The organism is Candidatus Seongchinamella marina (genome assembly GCF_026262685.1).
GTDB lineage: Bacteria > Pseudomonadota > Gammaproteobacteria > Pseudomonadales > Halieaceae > Halioglobus > Halioglobus marinus.
Window position 1 is genome coordinate 17,218 of record NZ_SHNP01000011.1, and the last position, 17,636, is coordinate 34,853.

A 17,636-nucleotide genomic window follows, 5' to 3' on the forward strand; every position below is an offset into this window, starting at 1 on the left:
TTTGTGGCGATGACGCCGACGGAACCAACATGCAAGTAAACACAGTAGACGAACTCATTTCAGATCTCCGCCAGGGCCGTATGGTCGTGCTGGTGGACGACGACGCCGACAGCCATAACGAAGGCGTGGTGATGGTTGCCGCTGAGCATTGCGACGATAAGCACGTAAACTTTATGGCCCGCCAGGCTCGTGGCCTGGTATGCCTGACGCTGACCGAGGAGCGCTGCCGTCAGTTGGACCTGCCGCCCATGGTCGATGACGCTATGGGCGAAAAATCTAACTTCACCCTTTCGATCGAAGCTTCTGTGGGCATCGATACCGGCATATCTGCCGCAGACCGCGCCCGAACAGTGCAGGCCGCCGTTGCGCCTCATGCAGAGCCTGCAGACATTGTTCAGCCCGGTCATATTTTTCCATTGGAAGCAGCACCCGCTGGAGTACTGACTCGCGCGGGCCACACCGAAGCCGCTTCCGATTACGCTCGTCTGGCGGGTTTGTTGCCTGCCGCGGTCATCACGGACATTTTGACGCCAGAGGGCACGTTGGCCGATGGCCCAGCCCTGGCTGAGTTCGCCGCCAAAAACGAGCTGAAAATTGGCACCATTGCTGACCTGATCCACTTCCGTATGGTTAACGAGCGCACCGTATGGCGGGTCCGTGAGGGCAAGATCAACACCGCTTTCGGCGAATTCCAACTCACCGCCTACCGCGACCAGACCGAGGGCAATGTACATTTGGCCCTGTCGCGCGGGGAGATAACCCCCGACCAGCCCACTCTGGTCCGCGTGCATGTGCAATCGGCCTTACGCGACCTGGTAAACAGTGAGGTTGAAGGTCGTGCCAGCTGGAGTATTGCTAAGTGCTTGGAGGCAGTTGCCGAGAATGAGCGGGGAGTCATTGTGATCCTGGCCAAGGATGAAAGCCCCGAGCGCCTATTGGGCAGTATCGATATGGCCCTGGGCGCAGAGCCGTCAGCTGCGATGGCCAACCCCGATAGTTACACCACGGTAGGACTGGGTTCCCAGATTCTCCGTGACATGGGCGTGGGAAAAATCCATTTGATGGGCGCCCCGATCAAGTACAATGCGATCTCCGGGTTTGACCTGGAAGTGCTGGATTTTGTGAATCCAGATAACTAGAAGGAAAGCGAGAATGAGCGATATCAAAACCATAGAAGGTGATTTCACTGGCGGCAAAGGCAACTACACCATCGTTGTGGGCCGCTGGAACAGCTTCGTTGTAGAACACCTGCTGGAAGGCGCTATCGATTGCCTGCGTCGCCACGGTGTCAGCAAAAGCCAGATCACGATCGTCCGCGCCCCCGGCGCTTTCGAAATCCCGCTCGTCTGCAAAAAGGTCGCGGCCAAAGGTGATGTTGATGCCATTATCGCCCTGGGCGCAGTTATCCGCGGCGGCACTCCCCACTTTGAATTTGTGGCCGGCGAGTGCACCAAGGGTCTGGCCATGGTCAGCATGGAATACGGCGTACCGACTGCCTTCGGTGTCCTCACTGTAGACACCATCGAGCAAGCCGTAGAACGCTCTGGCACCAAAGCCGGCAACAAGGGTGAAGAAGCCGCCATGTCTGCCCTGGAAATGGTCAGCCTGCTGGGTAAGCTTGACTAAATGAGCGCCAACTCGCCTAAGAAGCCTCATAACACCCTGGCTGCGGAGCGTCGCAAAGCCCGTCATTACGGCATGCAGGCACTTTATCAGTGGCTGATGGCCGATGCCTCGTTAAACACCATCGAGGCCGAGTTCAGGGCCGATTACGACTTTGCTCATGTGGATCTGGAGTATTTTCAGGCGCTGCTGCACGGCGTACCCGCCTGTGTCGATGAGCTTGAGGCAGTATTTCAGCCCTTGTTAGACCGTGATATTGGGGAACTGGACCCGATCGAGCGCACTCTTTTGCGTATGGGCACCTTCGAGCTTAAAGAGCGCATCGATGTGCCCTATAAAGTGGTGATCAACGAAGAGGTCGCCCTTGCTAAGCAGTTTGGTGCCAGCGAGAGCCATAAGTACGTTAATGGTGTGTTGGATAAAGCGGCCCGTGAGTTGCGTAAAGCTGAAACTGGAGCCTGATGGTCGCTGCTAAGCTCGCCCGTTAGTTCTGAAAACTGCAACATCACACCGTTATTTCCACGCCAGCGGTGCTCCGCTATTACTGAATCCAGCGAACTTTGGAATCGTTCATGCCCACCTCTGAATTCGACCTAATCTACCGCTACTTCTCCTCCCTGGGGGCCGGCCCCGCAGTAGACCTCTCCGTAGGCGACGACTGCGCCATCCTCCGTCTCGAGCCCAACGAGCGCCTGGCCACATCAGTAGATACAATGGTTGAGGGAGTTCACTTCCCCGAAGACATGTTCCCGGAAGACATAGGCTTCCGCGCCGTATCAGTTGCCGCCTCAGATCTCGCCGCCATGGGTGCCCGGCCCATCGGTATGACTGTCGCCCTGACCCTGCCCGAAGCCGACGAATTCTGGATCAATACCTTCAGCCAGGGCATCGCCCAGGCCGTATCTGAATACAGACTCCCTTTGGTGGGCGGTGACACCACTCGAGGCCCTCTCACTATCAGTGTTCAGGTTATGGGCGCTTTGCCTGCAGATAAAGCCCTGTTGCGAGAGGGTGCCCAGGTAGGTGACCTGGTTTATGTGTCTGGCACCTTGGGCGATGCCGCTGGGGCGCTCGCCTTTCTCAACGGCGAATGGCATCCAGAACCGGATGCGGCTGAGTTTCTTTTGCAGCGCTTCCACCGTCCCCGAGCGCGGGTAGAGCTTGGTCGCGAACTGCTGGGTAAAGCGACTTCCGCCATCGATATTTCCGATGGCTTATTGGCAGATGCAGGACATATTGCCGCTGCCAGTGGTGTTAGCATCGACATCGAGTGTGGCCGCGTGCCCCTGTCATCTGCCTTGAACTCACACCCGGATAGTGAAAGTAAATTAAAGTGGGCCTTGTCGGGGGGTGATGACTATGAGCTATGCTTGACCCTGCCTGAAGAGGTGCCAACGCCCGAGGGTTGCACCCGAATCGGCCGCGTAACCAAAGGGCAGGGCGTGAAAGTCGACCAAGACATTGACTTCACCGCCGGATACCAGCATTTTTAGCCTATAATCGTCGTTCCCGCGTAGGTGGGAATCCAGAGATCCCAGAGCCTGGAGCCCATGCCAGACCCCATAAAACCAAATCTTAAATCCCCAGCCCAATTCCTGGCCTTTGGGTTCGGCTCCGGCCTGGCCCCAAAAGCCCCGGGCACCTTCGGCACCCTGGCAGCCGTCCCCTTGTACTGGGCTTTATCTCACTTATCTCTGGGTTATTTCACCCTGGCCGTTGTCATCACCTTTATTCTCGGCATCTGGATCTGCGGCGAAGCTAGCAAACAACTGGGCGTTCACGACCATGGCGGCATCGTTTGGGACGAATTCGTGGGCTACTGGATCACCATGTGGGCGCTCCCCAACAGCTGGCCATGGATAATCGCCGGCTTCATCGTTTTCAGAATATTCGATATTGCCAAACCCTGGCCCATAGGTCCGTTAGACAAGAAGGTAGACGGTGGCTTCGGCATCATGATCGACGATGTTGTCGCCGGCATCATGGCCTGCGCCTGCCTGCATATTGCGTTATGGTTGATGCCATGAAAAAGCTTTCCCAGACACTTGAGTCGTCAGTCTCGCGAGCGCGGGGATCCTGTTTTTGGGTGATCAGGGCCTTGCTACTTTTGCTTGGCATGCACTATACAATTAGCACGAATGCCGCGCCTCAAATCGACCTGGAAGGCCTAATGCCCAATGCCGCCATCCTCCTAATCGACGGCGAACGCAAAATGCTAAAAGAGGGCCAAACCCACAAAGGCGTAACCCTAGTTTCAGCTTACACTAACACCGCTACTCTGGAAGTAGACGGCCAACAAATGGTCCTCGGCTTATCAAGGAAAGTGGGCACTAACTATCAGCCTCCGGCCCCACAGTTAGTGACGATCCAACGCGATCAGATGCTCCAATACCGCACAAACGCCCAAATCAATGGTCGCCAACTGGAAGTGCTGGTAGACACCGGCGCCAACATCGTCGCCATGAACGAAAGCCACGCCCGCCGCATCGGCCTGAACCTCGAGCAGGCCACCCCGGCCAGGGTCGAAACCGCCTCCGGCATGGCCAAGGCCTGGTCCTTGAATCTGCGTTCCGTGAACGTAGGGGGAATCAAGGTTAACAACGTCCCAGCGACAGTGATCGAAGGTGAATTCCCCAACTACGTCCTGCTGGGAATGACCTACTTGCGCCATGTCAAAATGGAAGAAAATCAGGGGGTTATGACCCTTAGTCGCACTCAGTAAGCCATCTCGCTAATTTCTCCGTAAAACTGTTAGACTACGCGCCCTTTTGAACGGATGAGCCCTTTGACCGCACGCTATATAGAATCGTCCCGCCTCCCCACCGCCTGGGGTGAGTTCGAGATGCATGGCTTTGAAGATGCTGAGAGCAATAAGGAGCATGTGGTGCTTACTCTGGGTGATCTGAGTAACGGCGAGCCCGTTTTGGCCAGAGTCCATTCTGAATGCCTGACTGGCGATGCGCTGTTCAGCATGCGTTGTGACTGCGGTAACCAACTGCAAGCCGCGATGAAGGCAATTTCCGAGGAGGGTAGAGGAGCCATTTTCTATCTCCGCCAGGAAGGTCGGGGTATCGGACTGCTTAACAAGATCAGGGCCTACAAACTTCAGGATGCCGGGGCTGATACTGTTGAAGCTAATGAGCAGTTGGGTTTTGGGGCCGATATGCGGGACTATACTGTGTTAATCCCAATGTTTGCGCACCTGAACATCAAGTCTGCGCGATTAATGACTAATAACCCGCGTAAAGTGGCGGCATTGGAAGAGCAGGGTGTTGAGGTTGTAGAGCGAATTGCGCTGGAAACGGGCAGTAACCCTCACAACGAAAAGTATCTCAGCACAAAGGCTGGAAAGTTGGGTCATATGTTCGAGGCTCAGGGCTAAGCCACCTGTCGTGTTCCCGGCTCCCCTGGGACCCAGCGAAGGCCTTAATGCAACCTAGCCTCAGTGAAGAAAGTCTTTACTTACCTATCCCTCTTGACAAGGTACCTCGCCAAATCCCGTAACCCATCTGCTGATTCTCCGAACGAGTCTAATTCTATTAGCGACATCGCCAACAGACGGCGCGCTTCGGACTTGGCACCGTTGAGCCCCAATAATGTCACGTATGTCGGCTTGTTGGCAGCAGCGTCTTTACCTTTAGTCTTGCCTAGCGTCGCTTCGTCGCTCTCTACGTCGAGAATGTCATCCACCACCTGAAAAGCCAGCCCTATATGTTGGCCATATTTATCCAGCGCTTCGAGCTGTTCATCTGAAGCGTTGGCAGCGATACCCCCCAAAGCCAGGGACGCCTGAATGAGCGCCCCCGTTTTCATCATGTGCATACGCTGAAGTGCTTCCAGACCAAGGTCTGAGTCTACCGCCTGAATGTCTGTGTATTGGCCGCCAACCATGCCCCGTATGCCCGCAGCCCGGGCCAGGATTTTCACCATGCGAACTTTTTGTTCGGCGGAGATGTCTGGCGCATCTGCGATCAACTCAAACGCGCGAGCTTGTAGTCCATCTCCAACCAGAATGGCTGTAGCCTCGTCAAAGGCCTTGTGCAGGCTGGGTTTACCGCGGCGCATGTCATCGTCATCCATGGCTGGCAGATCGTCGTGAATCAAGGAGTAAATATGGACGATTTCTATGGCGCGCGATACAGCGCTTAAAGCTGCTGATGACACCCCCTGTGATGTGACTGCCCGAGCCGAGCCCAACAATAACAGCGGACGCACCCGCTTTCCTTCGGCGGATAGGGCATAGTTGCAGGCAACTCTCAAGCCTGCAGTGCTGCCATCGGTATAGCTATCGAGCATTCCGGGGTCATTTGTGGTGGCTTCTTGCATGGAGGTTAAGTGAGCGCTGACCTCTTGGTAGAGTCTTTGGAGCGGAGACTTAGTCATTCTCTTCTCAAGGTCTCGTCGATGTCTATATTGGTGGCGTCACTCTTCCGTGATAAGACCGCAATCACCTGCTCTGCTTCCTTCAGCTGTGCTTGTGCTGAGTAAACCAACTCAATACCTTCCTGAAATCCCTGCATTGCATCTGACAAGCTGAGATTGTGGCTTTCCATCTGCTGGATCTTATACTCTAATGAGGAGAGCAGAGACTCCACCCCCTGCAGTTTCTTGTCTGGCCCCGCATTTTTTTTGGTCATAATGCATTTCCCACGCTAAAAGACTGATTATAACTTTCTCGCTTAAACTTGATAGCAAAAAACTTGGGCTTGGGTTCCCGATCTCGTAGCAAATTTGTTGACTCTAGCAGCCTTGGGTTACCGCTAAGTAATTAGGTGTGTCGAATGGGTAAATCGTCTAAAGTTGTGGGTCTTCCGAGGAAGTAGGCCGATTGTGTGCAACTGGTTCGCAACTCACTTTACAGTCTGATTGGGACCCTAGTTCCGATCATTATAACGCTGGTAAGCGTACCCCTGTTGTTGGGTGTCGCCGGTCAGGCGCGATATGGCGTATTGGCAATCGCTTGGATATTTCTCGCTTATTTTGCGCTGTTCGATCTAGGGCTGGGCAGGGCGACGGTCATTCGCATCGCGTCTGCGACGAAGCCTACTGTTACTGGGAAGGAAAGTGTTTTTGGCAGTGCGCTGATTCTAGGTCTTTTCTCGGGACTGATTGGCGGTCTCGTATTGTGGGCCAGCGCCTACTATTACTTTTCTCATGTAATGCAGCTGGAAAGCGCAATGCGCGACGAGATCGAATTGGCTCTGCCTTGGTTGATACTGGCTGTGCCCGTATCCACGACTTTGAGCGTATTTAATGGTGTGTTGCATGGTGAGGAGCGGTTTCTTGAACTCAGCACAGCGAGCACACTCTCAGCGGGGGCTTTTCAGTTAGCTCCATTGGCAGCTGCCGCTTACTTTGGGCCAAATCTTGGTGCAATGATTCCCATGACTGTCGTTTGCAATTTGCTGGTCACAGTAATCGTGGGGATTACTGCCTTTCGAGTCCTGAACTTGAATTTGAGGCGGCTTTCTTTTTCTGTGGCTGAGGCCATTGCGCTGTTGAGGTTCGGTGGTTGGTTTACTGTCTCGTCGGTTATTGGGCCGTTGATGATAATGACTGATAGATTTTTGATTGGAGCATCGCTCGGTGCAAAGGCGGTAACCCAATATACGATTCCGTTCCAGCTGGCTGAAAAGACCTCAATCCTGGCAACGGTAATCTCAAATGTCTTGTTGCCAAGATTGGCCGTTATCAATGAGTCGCAAAGGAAGGAGCTTGCGGTCAAAGGTTCCAGGGCTCTTGCTGGTCTGGTGACTCTGGCTTTTTCTGTTGCGCTATTCTTTCTTGAGCCCTTTCTTGCGATATGGATTTCTAAAGACTTCTCCGCAGATGCAGGTCTAGCTGGGCAGATTCTACTGGTAGGGTGGTGGATAAACTGCTTTGCTAGGATACCCATGGTCCTGTTGCACGCCAGTGGTCATGCCCAGCTGGTCGCTAAGTGTCATTTGCTAGAATTTTTTCCTTATCTTGTTTCGCTCTTTTTCGCAGTTAACAGTTGGGGGCTTGTTGGGGCAGCCCTGGTGTTTTTCCTGCGCAGCTTGGCTGATTTTATCTTGTTAGCGAAGCTCTCTGGTATGCTTTTGGTCCTGTTGAGGTTACTCTGTGCGCCCGTTGCTTTAATATTGGCAGCGCTGTATGCAGCGGTGGGACTGGACCCTGGATCAAAGGGCTGGCTCATCGCAATGCTGGGTTCCCTCGGCTTTGGGTCGGTTTGGGCTTGGCGTCAAGTTTCAGACAGTTTGTTAAGCAGTGCTAGGGGTCTCATGCGTTCAAAACGCGCTTGAAGCGCATTAGATTGATTGGGATTGACTAAAGTCGCGATAGCAGAACAAGGTGTCAGGTAGCGGGAAGTTTGTATGTCATCGCCTGAAAGTGAAAGTGGGATCAAATACGATACTGTGATAGATGTCAGAGTGATGGATAACAGTCACTCGCAGATGATCGATGCTATTAATTTTGGGAGTCGCGTACTGGACGTTGGATGCGCCTCGGGTGTGGTGGGTGCGCATTTACATCGTGAAATGCAGTGCACCGTGGTTGGAATAGACAATGATGAAAAACTGTTGCGGATCGCGAAAGCAAGCAAGGCTTATGAATCTCTACACCACCTGGATCTCGAGAAAGCGGGCGCTCTAGACGAAATTTCCGAAAACTTCGATTACGTTTTATTAGGAGACATTGTAGAGCACCTTCGTCATCCCACATTGCTTATTGAGCGTTTGATCCCGCTGGTGGCCGTTGGCGGAACTTTTCTTATATCTATTCCAAACGTGACGCATGGCTCGATAAAACTGGGTTTACTGTTGAATCAGTTTGAATATGCTGACGAAGGCATTTTGGATCGAACTCACCTGCGTTTCTTTACAGCAGCAAGTGCCTATGATTTTGTTCAAAACTGTGGCCTCGAGGTGACGAAATTCTCTAGAGTTTTTGCACCTATATATCAGCAGAACCGTGGTGAGAGTTTTTTGAAATTACCTAGAGCCATTAGGCGATATGTCGAGAGCGATACTGAATCTTGGGTTTTTCAATATGTTCTCAGCGCATTACCAAGAGTAGCCGATGATGCGTGCGGAGAAGACTTGTATAGCAAAATAACACCAGACGAATCTGAAATAGACCGGCTACGAAAGCTAAAGTTCCGATGGGCGAGGCAGGTCTTGATGAGTAAATTGTTAGCATTCCGAGAAAAGTAGAAGCATGGATAGAAAGGAGGCAGTTCTTTGTAGCATCGACCGTGACGGAATAGGGTTGGAAATTGGTCCAAGTCACGCTCCTATTGCTGCAAAAAAAGATGGCTTCAAGGTTGAAATCATCGATCATGCAAACGCTGAAGATCTTATCGATAAGTACACCGGACATGGGGTAGACATTAACTCCATCGAGAAGGTCGACCACATATGGCAAGGGGAATCGTACGCGGAGCTCACGGGGAAGAGGAGTTACTATGATTGGATCATTGCATCTCATGTCATCGAGCACACACCTGACATTGTCTCTTTTTTGCTCAACTGCAATGAGGTTTTGAATGATGAAGGTATGCTGTCGTTAGCCGTTCCTGACTACCGTTACATTTTCGATCAGTATCGAGCACCGACGGGCCTGTCAAAGGTGCTGGAAGCTTTTCACGAGAAAAGAACCCGTCATTCCATTGGCGCCGTAGCGGAACACTACCTCTATTCTTCAAATAAGGGAGGCGCCATTGCATGGAGTAAGTTTGCTCATGGAGAGAGTGCTCTGGCTTACGACTATCAACAGGCAGTCTCTTATATTGAGCAGGCTAGTAAAGACGAGAGATACATGGATGTCCATGCCTGGTGCTTTACACCCAGTTTGTTTCGACTTGTGATTAAAGATCTTAACTCCCTTGGGTTATGTCCTCTGAAAGAGGCTTCATTTTTTTCTACCAGCGGCTGTGAGTTCTTTATCACATTGTCACGGTCGGCGCAGGGGGCCAGGGAAAGCAGGTTGCAGTTAATGAAGTCAATGCAGAGAGAATTGGGAGGGGTCAGCGGCTTTTCTGGCAATGTCAGATCTATGGTTGGGTTGGCCAATAAACTCGGACGTTCGGCTGGAAGACTCTTTTCTTTTTCTGATAAAGCCTCACCACAAGAGTAAAAATAAAAGATGTTTTCGGCTATCAAATTGCTAATAGCACGACGTTTTCCGAGTCTTTTACAGGGTTCGAACCGAAAGTTCGACTCGTATGCTGCGAGCCGCCAGGAGATTAAAGCATTTTCGAATGCCGCGGAGCGTGAAATCGAAAAACTTTTCTACTTCCATTCTGGACGCTGCATACATAAGTGGGCTCATTATTTGGAAGTTTATGAGCGAGAATTTGCTTTGTTACGAGGCGCTACAATACGGTTTCTTGAAATCGGAGTATCCGAGGGAGGTTCACTTGAACTATGGAGACGGTACTTCGGCGAAAAGGCCATAATAACGGGTATCGATATTAATCCAGCCTGCCGGAGCCGCGTCGATCCACCGAATAAAGTCAGGATTGGCTCGCAGACGGACGCCGGATTTTTAGCAGACGTGGTCGAGGAAATGGGCGGGCCACTCGATGTTATTCTCGATGACGGATCGCATGTGGCCAGCCATATCTTAATAACGTTTAACCTGTTATTTCCGCGTTTAAGGACCGGAGGTTTGTATGTCATTGAGGATATGCACACCTCCTATTGGGCTGAGATATTTGGAGGGGGATATCGCAGGAAAGGAACGGCAGTGGAGCTTGGCAAAACACTCGTTGATGACATGCATGGTTGGTACCACGATAATGGACAGGAACAGCTAGATAAAACTGAAATAGCCAGTGTCCGTTTTTACGATTCTATTCTGGTTATAGAAAAAGGCAACGTCGCTGAGCCAAGGCACATTAAAGTCGGGTCCGACGAGTAGGATTGCCTGCATAGCCTTCGGAACGATTGCTTGGAGCGGAGAGAGGAAAATGAGTTTGGCTGCCGATGGAGTGCTGTGTATTTTTGGAAGTTTTAATGATTCCGAATTGTACTCGAGAAATAACGAATTAGTTACAGCGGTTTCTGAGTGTTACCAGCAGTCGTATCGAATTGGGTCTGCATCAACTGACCTAGATACTAAGGAAAAACCCCAAACCTTCCTGAACCGGGTAGTTCTGTTTGCGTTCAAATCTCTGAACGAATTTTTTGGGCTCGCCCGACAACGAGGGCAGCTTGGGAAAGCCAGCGCCTACTTTGTACCGTATCCGGCTTACATAAACCTCTTTTTTTTATTGCTTCTGATAGGTCGGAAGGATCGCCAGAAACCCATTCTGGTGGATGCTTTTTTTTGCCTTCATGACACTCTGGTATACGATCGCGGCTTATTGAAGCCTGGCGGGCTGCTGGCTAGGCTTGTTAGAAGTATTGAACGCAGGACGCTGTCTAGGTCGTCGCTGGTATTTATAGATACCGAGCAGCAAAAGAGAAGTCTTTGTATTCAGTACCAGCAACCTTTGGTCAAACTGGTCGTCACTCCCGTCGGAATCGATGAGTCTGTGTGGACTCCACTACCGCAAGCGAGCATGACGGGAACGTTCAGGGTTCTCTTTTGGGGAACCTGCATTCCGCTTCATGGGATAGATACGATTATTCGCTCGGCAAAGTTATTGGAGAAAACTCATCCCGAAATTTGCTTTCAGTTGATCGGTGATGGACAGGTGGCGGACACATTAGCCGAGCTGATTTCGCAGTTGAAGCCGACGAACCTGAGCTGGAAGAGAGTCTTAGTGAGTGCTGCCGAGCTAAGGGAAGAAGTCCGTCGTGCTCACTGTATTCTGGGTATCTTCGCAAGCACGGAAAAGGCAGCCAATGTTGTGCCCTATAAGGCCTATCAAGCGCTTGCTTCAAATCGCATCTTGGTGACCCGGAGAAGTCCAGCGTTCGACGACATTCTGCAGGACGTCGTTCCAACTGGGCTGTTTTTCGTCGAGGCGGACGATAGCCTAGCTCTTGCTGAATGCATAGCAAAGGCAAAAGATCAGTTTGTAGAGATCGACGCGGCAATAGCGACGCGCGAATTTTATGATTTATATCTAGGTCGGAGCATTTTAAGAAAGAGTATTCGGCGAGCTTTAGAAAGACTCTGATAATATTGAGGACTCCGCCGTATTCCCTGCGTCTGTTTATATAGCCACACCCTCCAGCTTCCCCGCCCAGCCGTGCCGGATGCCCTTGAAGAAAGCTCTAGCGCGTTCGATTTTTTTGTCAGCAAATATAAATATTGCAACAAGTTCCAGGGTAAGGCTTAGACTCCGTTTGAGGCACCATCGGGCCTCCCGAGGAAAGTGGTGTCTCATCGTATAAGTTGTATTGCGTGCAGAGGTGTAATTCCGCCATGAGGGGTGTTGGTGCGGGGAAACGAAATAGCTGCGGTATTTCGAATCAGAATTTTCGCCAATTTCGTGGTGCATTAGTACCCGTGGGTTGAGTCCCACTGCAAAACCGGCTTTGCGAAGTCGTAAGCAGAACTCGTGATCAATGGCGTCGATAAAGAAATCTGTATTGAAACCACCAATCGTTTTCCAGGCTCCCAGATTGGTCAGGCAACCTGAGGTGATTACTGTCGCTTTTTCTTTGAAACGCGGCTGGGGTGAAGGTTTGAAACGAGCCCCTGCCTTTGCGTCGTGCCGGTAGTTACAACCCACAGCAGCGAGGTTGGCCGGGTAGGGGTTTTTGCTCGAGAGCATTTCTTGCAAAAAATTTGGAAGTAAGAGAGTGTCTTGGTCTGTAGTAACTATCCAGGCGAAGCCCCTCTCTAGCGCCATGTTTGCCAATTCATTCAGCGCTGCCGCGAGCCCCAGGTTTTCGTTATTGGAAATAATTTCTATATGCGATGTCTCGCGTAAGTAAGAGAGCGCTTGTGCGTGTGGGTCTGAATTGTCGGCCACAAAGCATTTGCAGAACTGTCTGGAAGCATCGGCTATATTCTGGACACATTGCTCCGAAGGGTTGTAAGTTATAACGACCAGCGCAACGTCGGTGTATGCCGGCGGAGAATATTTTTCGCTGCTGGCTTCTGGTTTCAAATGTTGGTGACTCTCGACAGGTGAGCTTTGATAAGGGTGACAGGATAATCAGTCTCCTTCTCGAGAACAGAATAAATCTCATGCAGGTTTTTTACCCCAGTGGGATTGACCCTCAGCAATTCAGTTTTGATAAAGGGGACTCCGTGGTGCTCCAGTATTGATCTCCACTCTGTATGAGTGGGGTTTACGCTGATTTTCATTCCGGTGAAAAGAAATGAGTAAACCAGTTGCCAGAATCGCTTGTCGTTCCAGCGCCTACGCATTGCTCCGAAATAAAATTTCCATGATCTGAGGATTCGCTTCGTCTGGTTCTCATGTTCGAACGAAGCCACTGCCTGAAATGTAAGACCGTCCTTCACCAGCGACCGACTCAACCCGACCTCGTATGATTCGATAATTTCGCGTTTGTTATCGATAATGGCTAGGTTGTTCCAGAAAGATTGAAAGGTTTCACTAAGAAAAGCTTTCTGGTTGAAAACAAGAAAGTAGCTCTGTAGGTGCCGCGCGAGATCATAGCTTTCGGTCATTCCCCAAAAGTCACACGGACGATCGCGCATCTCCTCGATGATCGGTTGTAGCGCTGAACTCGGGCCATAGACACTGTCGTTGCAGAGGATTAACTCATCGAATTTATTCAGCTTTAGAGCCTCTAACCCCTTTTTATAGCTGTAAAAATCATAACCCTCATTGGTGCGCTCGATAAAAGCTATGTTTCTGGTGTGGAGTGCCTGTCGGCTTTTTTCATCGAGGCTGCTCGTTGTGACGAAAATAATTTCACTACACTGCTGTGTGAGCGCATCCAGGTAGTAGAGTACGTATTCGTCGATTATGTTTGAAATATCAAAGTGTGCAAAAACACAGGCGGTGTTAGTTACCTGGGCCATGTTGATATGTCTTTTTTCATTAAGGGACTGGAGAGTTCAGCGGATTTTTCTTCAAGCTCCAGCTTTTGTCGAATTTTGCGGGATGCGCTTTCAGCATCGATGCCGCAGCTCTTATAAAGTTCTTCGCAGGTGCCGTGATCGATAAACTCGTCAGGTAGGCCCAGTGAGAGCAGGCCATTGGTTTTTCCATGTTGATGAAGCACTTCACCCACCAGCGAACCGCCGCCTCCGGCGACCACGTTATCTTCGATAGTGACAAATAGCTTATGTGATGCGCTAAGTAGCAGTATCATCTCCTTATCTAAGGGCTTGATCCAACGCATGTTGATCAGTGTCGCGTCTACCAACTCAGCAACCTGCTTTGCGGTTTCGAGCATTGAGCCAAAGCTCAGTATCGCCACTTTCGATCCATCGAAAATTTTCTCCGCTTTACCGATCTCTAGTGCTGTCATTTGCTGAGAAATAGCTGCACCCGAACCAGTCCCTCTCGGGTAACGCACCGCCGCCGGCCCTGGATAATGGAAGGCAGTATGCAGCATCTGTCGGCACTCATTCTCGGTTGAGGGCGCCGCGATGACCAGATTGGGAATGCAGCGCAGGTAACTGAGATCAAAGGCGCCGTGGTGTGTGGGCCCATCCTGCCCTACAAGGCCGGCCCTATCTATGCCAAAAGTCACATCAAGATTTTGTAGAGCGACATCATGAATCAGTTGGTCGTAGCCACGTTGCAGGAACGTGGAATAAATTGCTACCACTGGTTTCATGCCATCGCATGCCATCCCCGCTGCTAGTGTGACCGCGTGTTGCTCCGCAATTGCCACGTCGTAGTAACGATCAGGAAATCGCTCTGCAAACTCAACCATGCCAGACCCTTCGCACATGGCTGGTGTGACGCCAACCAGGCGCGCGTCAGTTTCCGCAGTGTCACACAGCCATTGGCCAAATACATCCTGGTATTTTAAACGCTTCATTTTCAAAGGTTTTGATGATTGCGGCCCTTTGGGTTTGGCTTCTACTTTGTTAAGCGCATGGTAGCCCACCGGATCTTCCTCGGCCGGCTTAAAGCCTTTGCCTTTCACGGTACGGATATGCAGGAACTGTGGTCCCTCCAGGTCCTTCATATTTTCGAGTGTTTTCACCAGCTGTGGCAGGTCATGGCCGTCGAGAGGGCCTATATAGTGAAAGCCTAACTCCTCAAACATGGTGCTTGGCGCAACCATGCCTTTCATGTGTTCTTCGGTGCGCTTGGCCCATTCCCAAAGGAAGCTGAACCGTTGCAAGAAGCGTTTGGAACGCTCGCGCATGCCGAGATAGGTCTTGGTGGCCCAGATTTTGGCAAAGTAAGTCGCCAGGCCGCCGGTATTGTGGCCGATGGACATTTGATTGTCGTTGAGTATCACCAGCATGTTGGGGCGTTCGTGACCGGCGTGCGCCAGCGCTTCAAAGGCCATGCCGCCGGTGATGGCGCCGTCGCCTATCACTGCAATCGCCTTACGATCGCTGCCTTGTTGGCGCGCAGCCAGGGCCATGCCCATGGCGGCTGATATGCTTGTTGATGAGTGACCTACACCGAAGGTGTCGTACTCGCTTTCGCTGCGCTTGGGAAAGCCCGATAGGCCACCAGCATGGCGCATGGTGTGCATTTGCTGCATGCGGCCGGTGAGAATTTTATGCGGGTAGGTCTGGTGGCCCACGTCCCAGACGATGCGGTCTTCCGGGGTATTGAATACATAGTGCAGGGCAACGGTGAGTTCAACGACACCCAGGCCAGCACCAAAGTGCCCGCCCGATTGGCCTACGCTGTATAAGAGGTAGGCGCGCAGCTCCTCGGCCAGCTGTTCTAGCTGAACCTTATCGAACCCGTTTAGCACCGATCTGTCTGCGTCGACGGCGCTCAGTAGCGGAGTATCGGGAGGTGTGAGGGGGATTTCCGAAGACATGTTTCCAATTCTATCGCAAATCGATGTTGGTGTGGGCCTCAGTCTGTCGAATTAGCGTACACAGCCTAGTCAGCTTCGATGGCCGATTTTAGCAATATCGATAAGCGCAAATACCCATGTTCATTGAGGTTTACCCCGTCAGCGCGAAAATAAGAAGGATTGGGTTCTCCGGTGGTTTTTTTCAGCAGTGCGTTGATGTCCAAAATTTCGATGTGAGTGATATCACTGGCCCATTCCTGAAGCAGGCGCATGGATTTATCGACCGTGGTATTGTCGCTGGGATAAAGCGGGGTTTTGAGTGGGCTAATAATATAAAAATGACATTTCGACTGATGATCGATGTTCAGTTCCACGAGTTCAACAATACCGCTCACGAGTGCTTCGGCGTCTTTGTTGGCGCGGAGGTGAAATTCGCTGTTGCTGGGAAGCAACACAATGCTGCCTGGCCGATAGAAGCCAATCAGTCTTTCGTAGTTGTGGATGAGGTCATCTACTGTAGCGTCGCCCAGACCGCGCATGAGGACAGGGCGGGGTGCCAGTAATTCTTCCAAGTCCGGCCAGAGTTTCACTCGCCGTCCTCCAACCACCAAGATTGGTTTATCGGGAAGTTGAGAGGCTCGGTCCTGGCGCGCGTAGGCATCGATCTCTGCCGCCCAGGCATCCGGGGAGTTGTTCAGAGTGGCCACGGTATCTCGCGAAATCAGGTAAACCAGATGCACGACAGGTAGCAATAGCATTACCAGGCAGAGGGTGCGTAATGTCTTCCAGGAAATCACAGGATCTGTTTTGGTCCTTTATTTTGTCCCAAGTGTCGCTGAAATAGTCGAATTGGGCAATAAATGCCCCAATAAGGGTGTGACAGGGGTCGCAGCTTTGGCTGCTAGGTGTATGCTTTTCAAGGATGAGATGTAGGATAACGGGATGATATATCAACGCCACATACCCCGGGAGGAGCTTTTTGCCGCCCAGCTAGAGATGCTCATGCAGAATGGGCAGCTGGCAACCGTGACGGCTCACCTGATTGGTGTGGCCGCCACCATGGCCATTTTCTGGCCATTTCTGAATATCACCGCGATTTTACTATGGGGCGCTGCGTTCCTGATTTTACTGCTGCTGCGTTCACTACAAATGAGTAATGCGCTGGTGAATCGTAGTTACCTGACCAACGCGAAAAGAGTCTACTTCAAACTTATACTGGGTGCTGCAGCCACCGGCTCGGTGTGGGCGGCGGTCTACATATATGCCGCCCAACATGTACCCGTTACCATGCAGTACACCTTCCTGTTGTTGATTGTGATGATCACCGCTATCTCGGTGGGCTTCTCGGTGATTATCCGTGAGTACTTCTTGGTCTATGTGTTTACAGCGCTGTGGCCTATTGCGTGGTGGAGTCTGATTCATTATTGGGAGCAGCCCTATAACCTGGTGATCGGTCTGTCGCTGTTGGCGTTCTGCGCGGTGTTGGTGGTGGTGTGCAACCGGGTTTATATATCCTTTCGCAATATGATTTCCCTCAACTGGGAGCGGGAAACCATGTCGCAGGAGTTGGGTGATCTCACGGCTTCCCTTAGGGATCGTAATAAACAGTTGCGTGATGCCCGTCGCCAGCTGACAGACCTGGCCAATATTGATGAGCTTACCGGGTTGGGCAATCGGCGCCTGGTGAACACCGCGCTCAAAGAAGAAATTAATCGTGCTCGCCGCGGCGGCACTAATCTTTCGGTCGTGCTGCTGGACGTGGATTACTTCAAGAACTACAACGACACCTATGGCCATCCCGCTGGTGATACTGTCTTGCAGCAGCTTGCCGATATCATGACTAAAGCCACCAGCCGTGCGGGCGAGGTGGTGGCGCGTTATGGCGGTGAAGAATTTATTCTGCTGCTGCCGGGTGCTTCGCACGACTCGGCTATGCGCACCGCTAATCGTTTGAAAGAACTGGTAGAGCTCGAGGCAATTCCTCACGAGAATTCCTCGGTTGCTGATGTGTTAACGGTGAGCCAGGGCGTTGTGACGGTGCAGCCGGATGGTGACATGCTGCCCTCAGAGGTGATTTCACGCGCGGACAAGGCTTTGTATGAGGCCAAGAAGACAGGGCGGGATCGAATTTCTGTGTCCTGGTAGCGTGCCATAGCGGCG

At 51.7% G+C, this 17,636-nt stretch carries 19 protein-coding genes; 13 read left to right on the forward strand and 6 right to left on the reverse strand.

The window, feature by feature from the left end:
* Positions 1-29: 29 nt before the first annotated feature.
* From ribB to ribA, 7 genes are all read left to right on the forward strand, one after another.
* Entirely contained in the window at positions 30-1,139 is a 1,110-nt protein-coding gene (gene ribB, locus EYC87_RS19005) for a 3,4-dihydroxy-2-butanone-4-phosphate synthase (protein WP_279254287.1), read from the forward strand.
* A 13-nt stretch (positions 1,140-1,152) separates the two neighbouring features.
* Positions 1,153-1,626 carry a 6,7-dimethyl-8-ribityllumazine synthase gene (gene ribH / locus EYC87_RS19010; protein ID WP_279254288.1) on the forward strand — a complete coding sequence of 158 codons (474 nt, stop codon included), beginning with the start codon at positions 1,153-1,155 and terminating at the stop codon, positions 1,624-1,626.
* On the forward strand, positions 1,627-2,085 hold the full coding sequence (nusB, locus tag EYC87_RS19015) for a transcription antitermination factor NusB (RefSeq protein WP_279254289.1): 459 nt from the start codon (positions 1,627-1,629) through the stop codon (positions 2,083-2,085).
* 110 nt (positions 2,086-2,195) lie between these two features.
* Positions 2,196-3,116 (forward strand): thiamine-phosphate kinase, encoded by a 921-nt coding sequence (gene thiL, locus EYC87_RS19020; RefSeq protein WP_279254290.1) that lies wholly within the window; start codon positions 2,196-2,198, stop codon positions 3,114-3,116.
* 57 nt (positions 3,117-3,173) lie between these two features.
* On the forward strand, positions 3,174-3,650 hold the full coding sequence (locus EYC87_RS19025) for a phosphatidylglycerophosphatase A family protein (RefSeq protein WP_279254291.1): 477 nt from the start codon (positions 3,174-3,176) through the stop codon (positions 3,648-3,650).
* On the forward strand, positions 3,647-4,345 hold the full coding sequence (locus tag EYC87_RS19030) for a retropepsin-like aspartic protease family protein (RefSeq protein WP_279254292.1): 699 nt from the start codon (positions 3,647-3,649) through the stop codon (positions 4,343-4,345). Before EYC87_RS19025 ends, EYC87_RS19030 begins: the two co-directional genes overlap by 4 nt.
* Positions 4,346-4,399: 54 nt before the next feature.
* Complete coding sequence (gene ribA / locus EYC87_RS19035) at positions 4,400-5,005, forward strand: GTP cyclohydrolase II (RefSeq protein ID WP_423243989.1); 606 nt, start codon at positions 4,400-4,402, stop codon at positions 5,003-5,005.
* Between the two features lie 80 nt (positions 5,006-5,085).
* On the opposite strand, the gene EYC87_RS19040 is transcribed toward ribA, so the two are convergent.
* Together EYC87_RS19040 and xseB are read right to left on the reverse strand one after the other, a co-directional pair.
* Positions 5,086-6,006: a polyprenyl synthetase family protein gene (locus EYC87_RS19040; protein ID WP_279254294.1), complete on the reverse strand. Its 921-nt coding sequence runs from the start codon at positions 6,004-6,006 to the stop codon at positions 5,086-5,088.
* Complete coding sequence (gene xseB, locus EYC87_RS19045; protein WP_279254295.1) at positions 6,003-6,260, reverse strand: exodeoxyribonuclease VII small subunit; 258 nt, start codon at positions 6,258-6,260, stop codon at positions 6,003-6,005. Before xseB ends, EYC87_RS19040 begins: the two co-directional genes overlap by 4 nt.
* 195 nt (positions 6,261-6,455) lie before the next feature.
* Between xseB and EYC87_RS19050 the strand changes: the two genes are divergently transcribed.
* From EYC87_RS19050 to EYC87_RS19070, 5 genes are all read left to right on the forward strand, one after another.
* The gene (locus tag EYC87_RS19050) at positions 6,456-7,907 is read left to right on the forward strand and encodes an oligosaccharide flippase family protein (protein WP_279254296.1); all 1,452 of its coding nucleotides are present in this window, start codon (positions 6,456-6,458) and stop codon (positions 7,905-7,907) included.
* A gap of 72 nt (positions 7,908-7,979) precedes the next feature.
* Positions 7,980-8,819: a class I SAM-dependent methyltransferase gene (locus EYC87_RS19055; protein WP_279254297.1), complete on the forward strand. Its 840-nt coding sequence runs from the start codon at positions 7,980-7,982 to the stop codon at positions 8,817-8,819.
* 4 nt (positions 8,820-8,823) lie between these two features.
* A complete protein-coding gene (locus tag EYC87_RS19060; protein ID WP_279254298.1) occupies positions 8,824-9,741 on the forward strand; it encodes a class I SAM-dependent methyltransferase in 918 nt (305 codons plus the stop codon).
* Positions 9,742-9,750: 9 nt separating this feature from the next.
* Positions 9,751-10,527: a class I SAM-dependent methyltransferase gene (locus tag EYC87_RS19065; protein WP_279254299.1), complete on the forward strand. Its 777-nt coding sequence runs from the start codon at positions 9,751-9,753 to the stop codon at positions 10,525-10,527.
* A gap of 49 nt (positions 10,528-10,576) precedes the next feature.
* On the forward strand, positions 10,577-11,734 hold the full coding sequence (locus tag EYC87_RS19070; RefSeq protein ID WP_279254300.1) for a glycosyltransferase: 1,158 nt from the start codon (positions 10,577-10,579) through the stop codon (positions 11,732-11,734).
* 36 nt (positions 11,735-11,770) lie between these two features.
* On the opposite strand, the gene EYC87_RS19075 is transcribed toward EYC87_RS19070, so the two are convergent.
* From EYC87_RS19075 to EYC87_RS19090, 4 genes are all read right to left on the reverse strand, one after another.
* Positions 11,771-12,673, reverse strand: a complete 903-nt coding sequence (locus EYC87_RS19075; protein WP_279254301.1) for a glycosyltransferase family 2 protein — start codon at positions 12,671-12,673, stop codon at positions 11,771-11,773.
* On the reverse strand, positions 12,670-13,557 hold the full coding sequence (locus EYC87_RS19080; protein ID WP_279254302.1) for a rhamnan synthesis F family protein: 888 nt from the start codon (positions 13,555-13,557) through the stop codon (positions 12,670-12,672). Before EYC87_RS19080 ends, EYC87_RS19075 begins: the two co-directional genes overlap by 4 nt.
* Positions 13,545-15,497: a 1-deoxy-D-xylulose-5-phosphate synthase gene (gene dxs / locus EYC87_RS19085; RefSeq protein WP_279254303.1), complete on the reverse strand. Its 1,953-nt coding sequence runs from the start codon at positions 15,495-15,497 to the stop codon at positions 13,545-13,547. The genes EYC87_RS19080 and dxs overlap by 13 nt, the downstream gene beginning before the upstream one ends.
* Before the next feature lie 65 nt (positions 15,498-15,562).
* Positions 15,563-16,273 carry an SGNH/GDSL hydrolase family protein gene (locus EYC87_RS19090; RefSeq protein WP_279254304.1) on the reverse strand — a complete coding sequence of 237 codons (711 nt, stop codon included), beginning with the start codon at positions 16,271-16,273 and terminating at the stop codon, positions 15,563-15,565.
* A 145-nt stretch (positions 16,274-16,418) separates the two neighbouring features.
* On the opposite strand from EYC87_RS19090, the gene EYC87_RS19095 reads away from it, so the two are divergent.
* Positions 16,419-17,621 carry a GGDEF domain-containing protein gene (locus tag EYC87_RS19095; RefSeq protein WP_279254305.1) on the forward strand — a complete coding sequence of 401 codons (1,203 nt, stop codon included), beginning with the start codon at positions 16,419-16,421 and terminating at the stop codon, positions 17,619-17,621.
* The last annotated feature ends 15 nt before the right edge of the window (positions 17,622-17,636 follow it).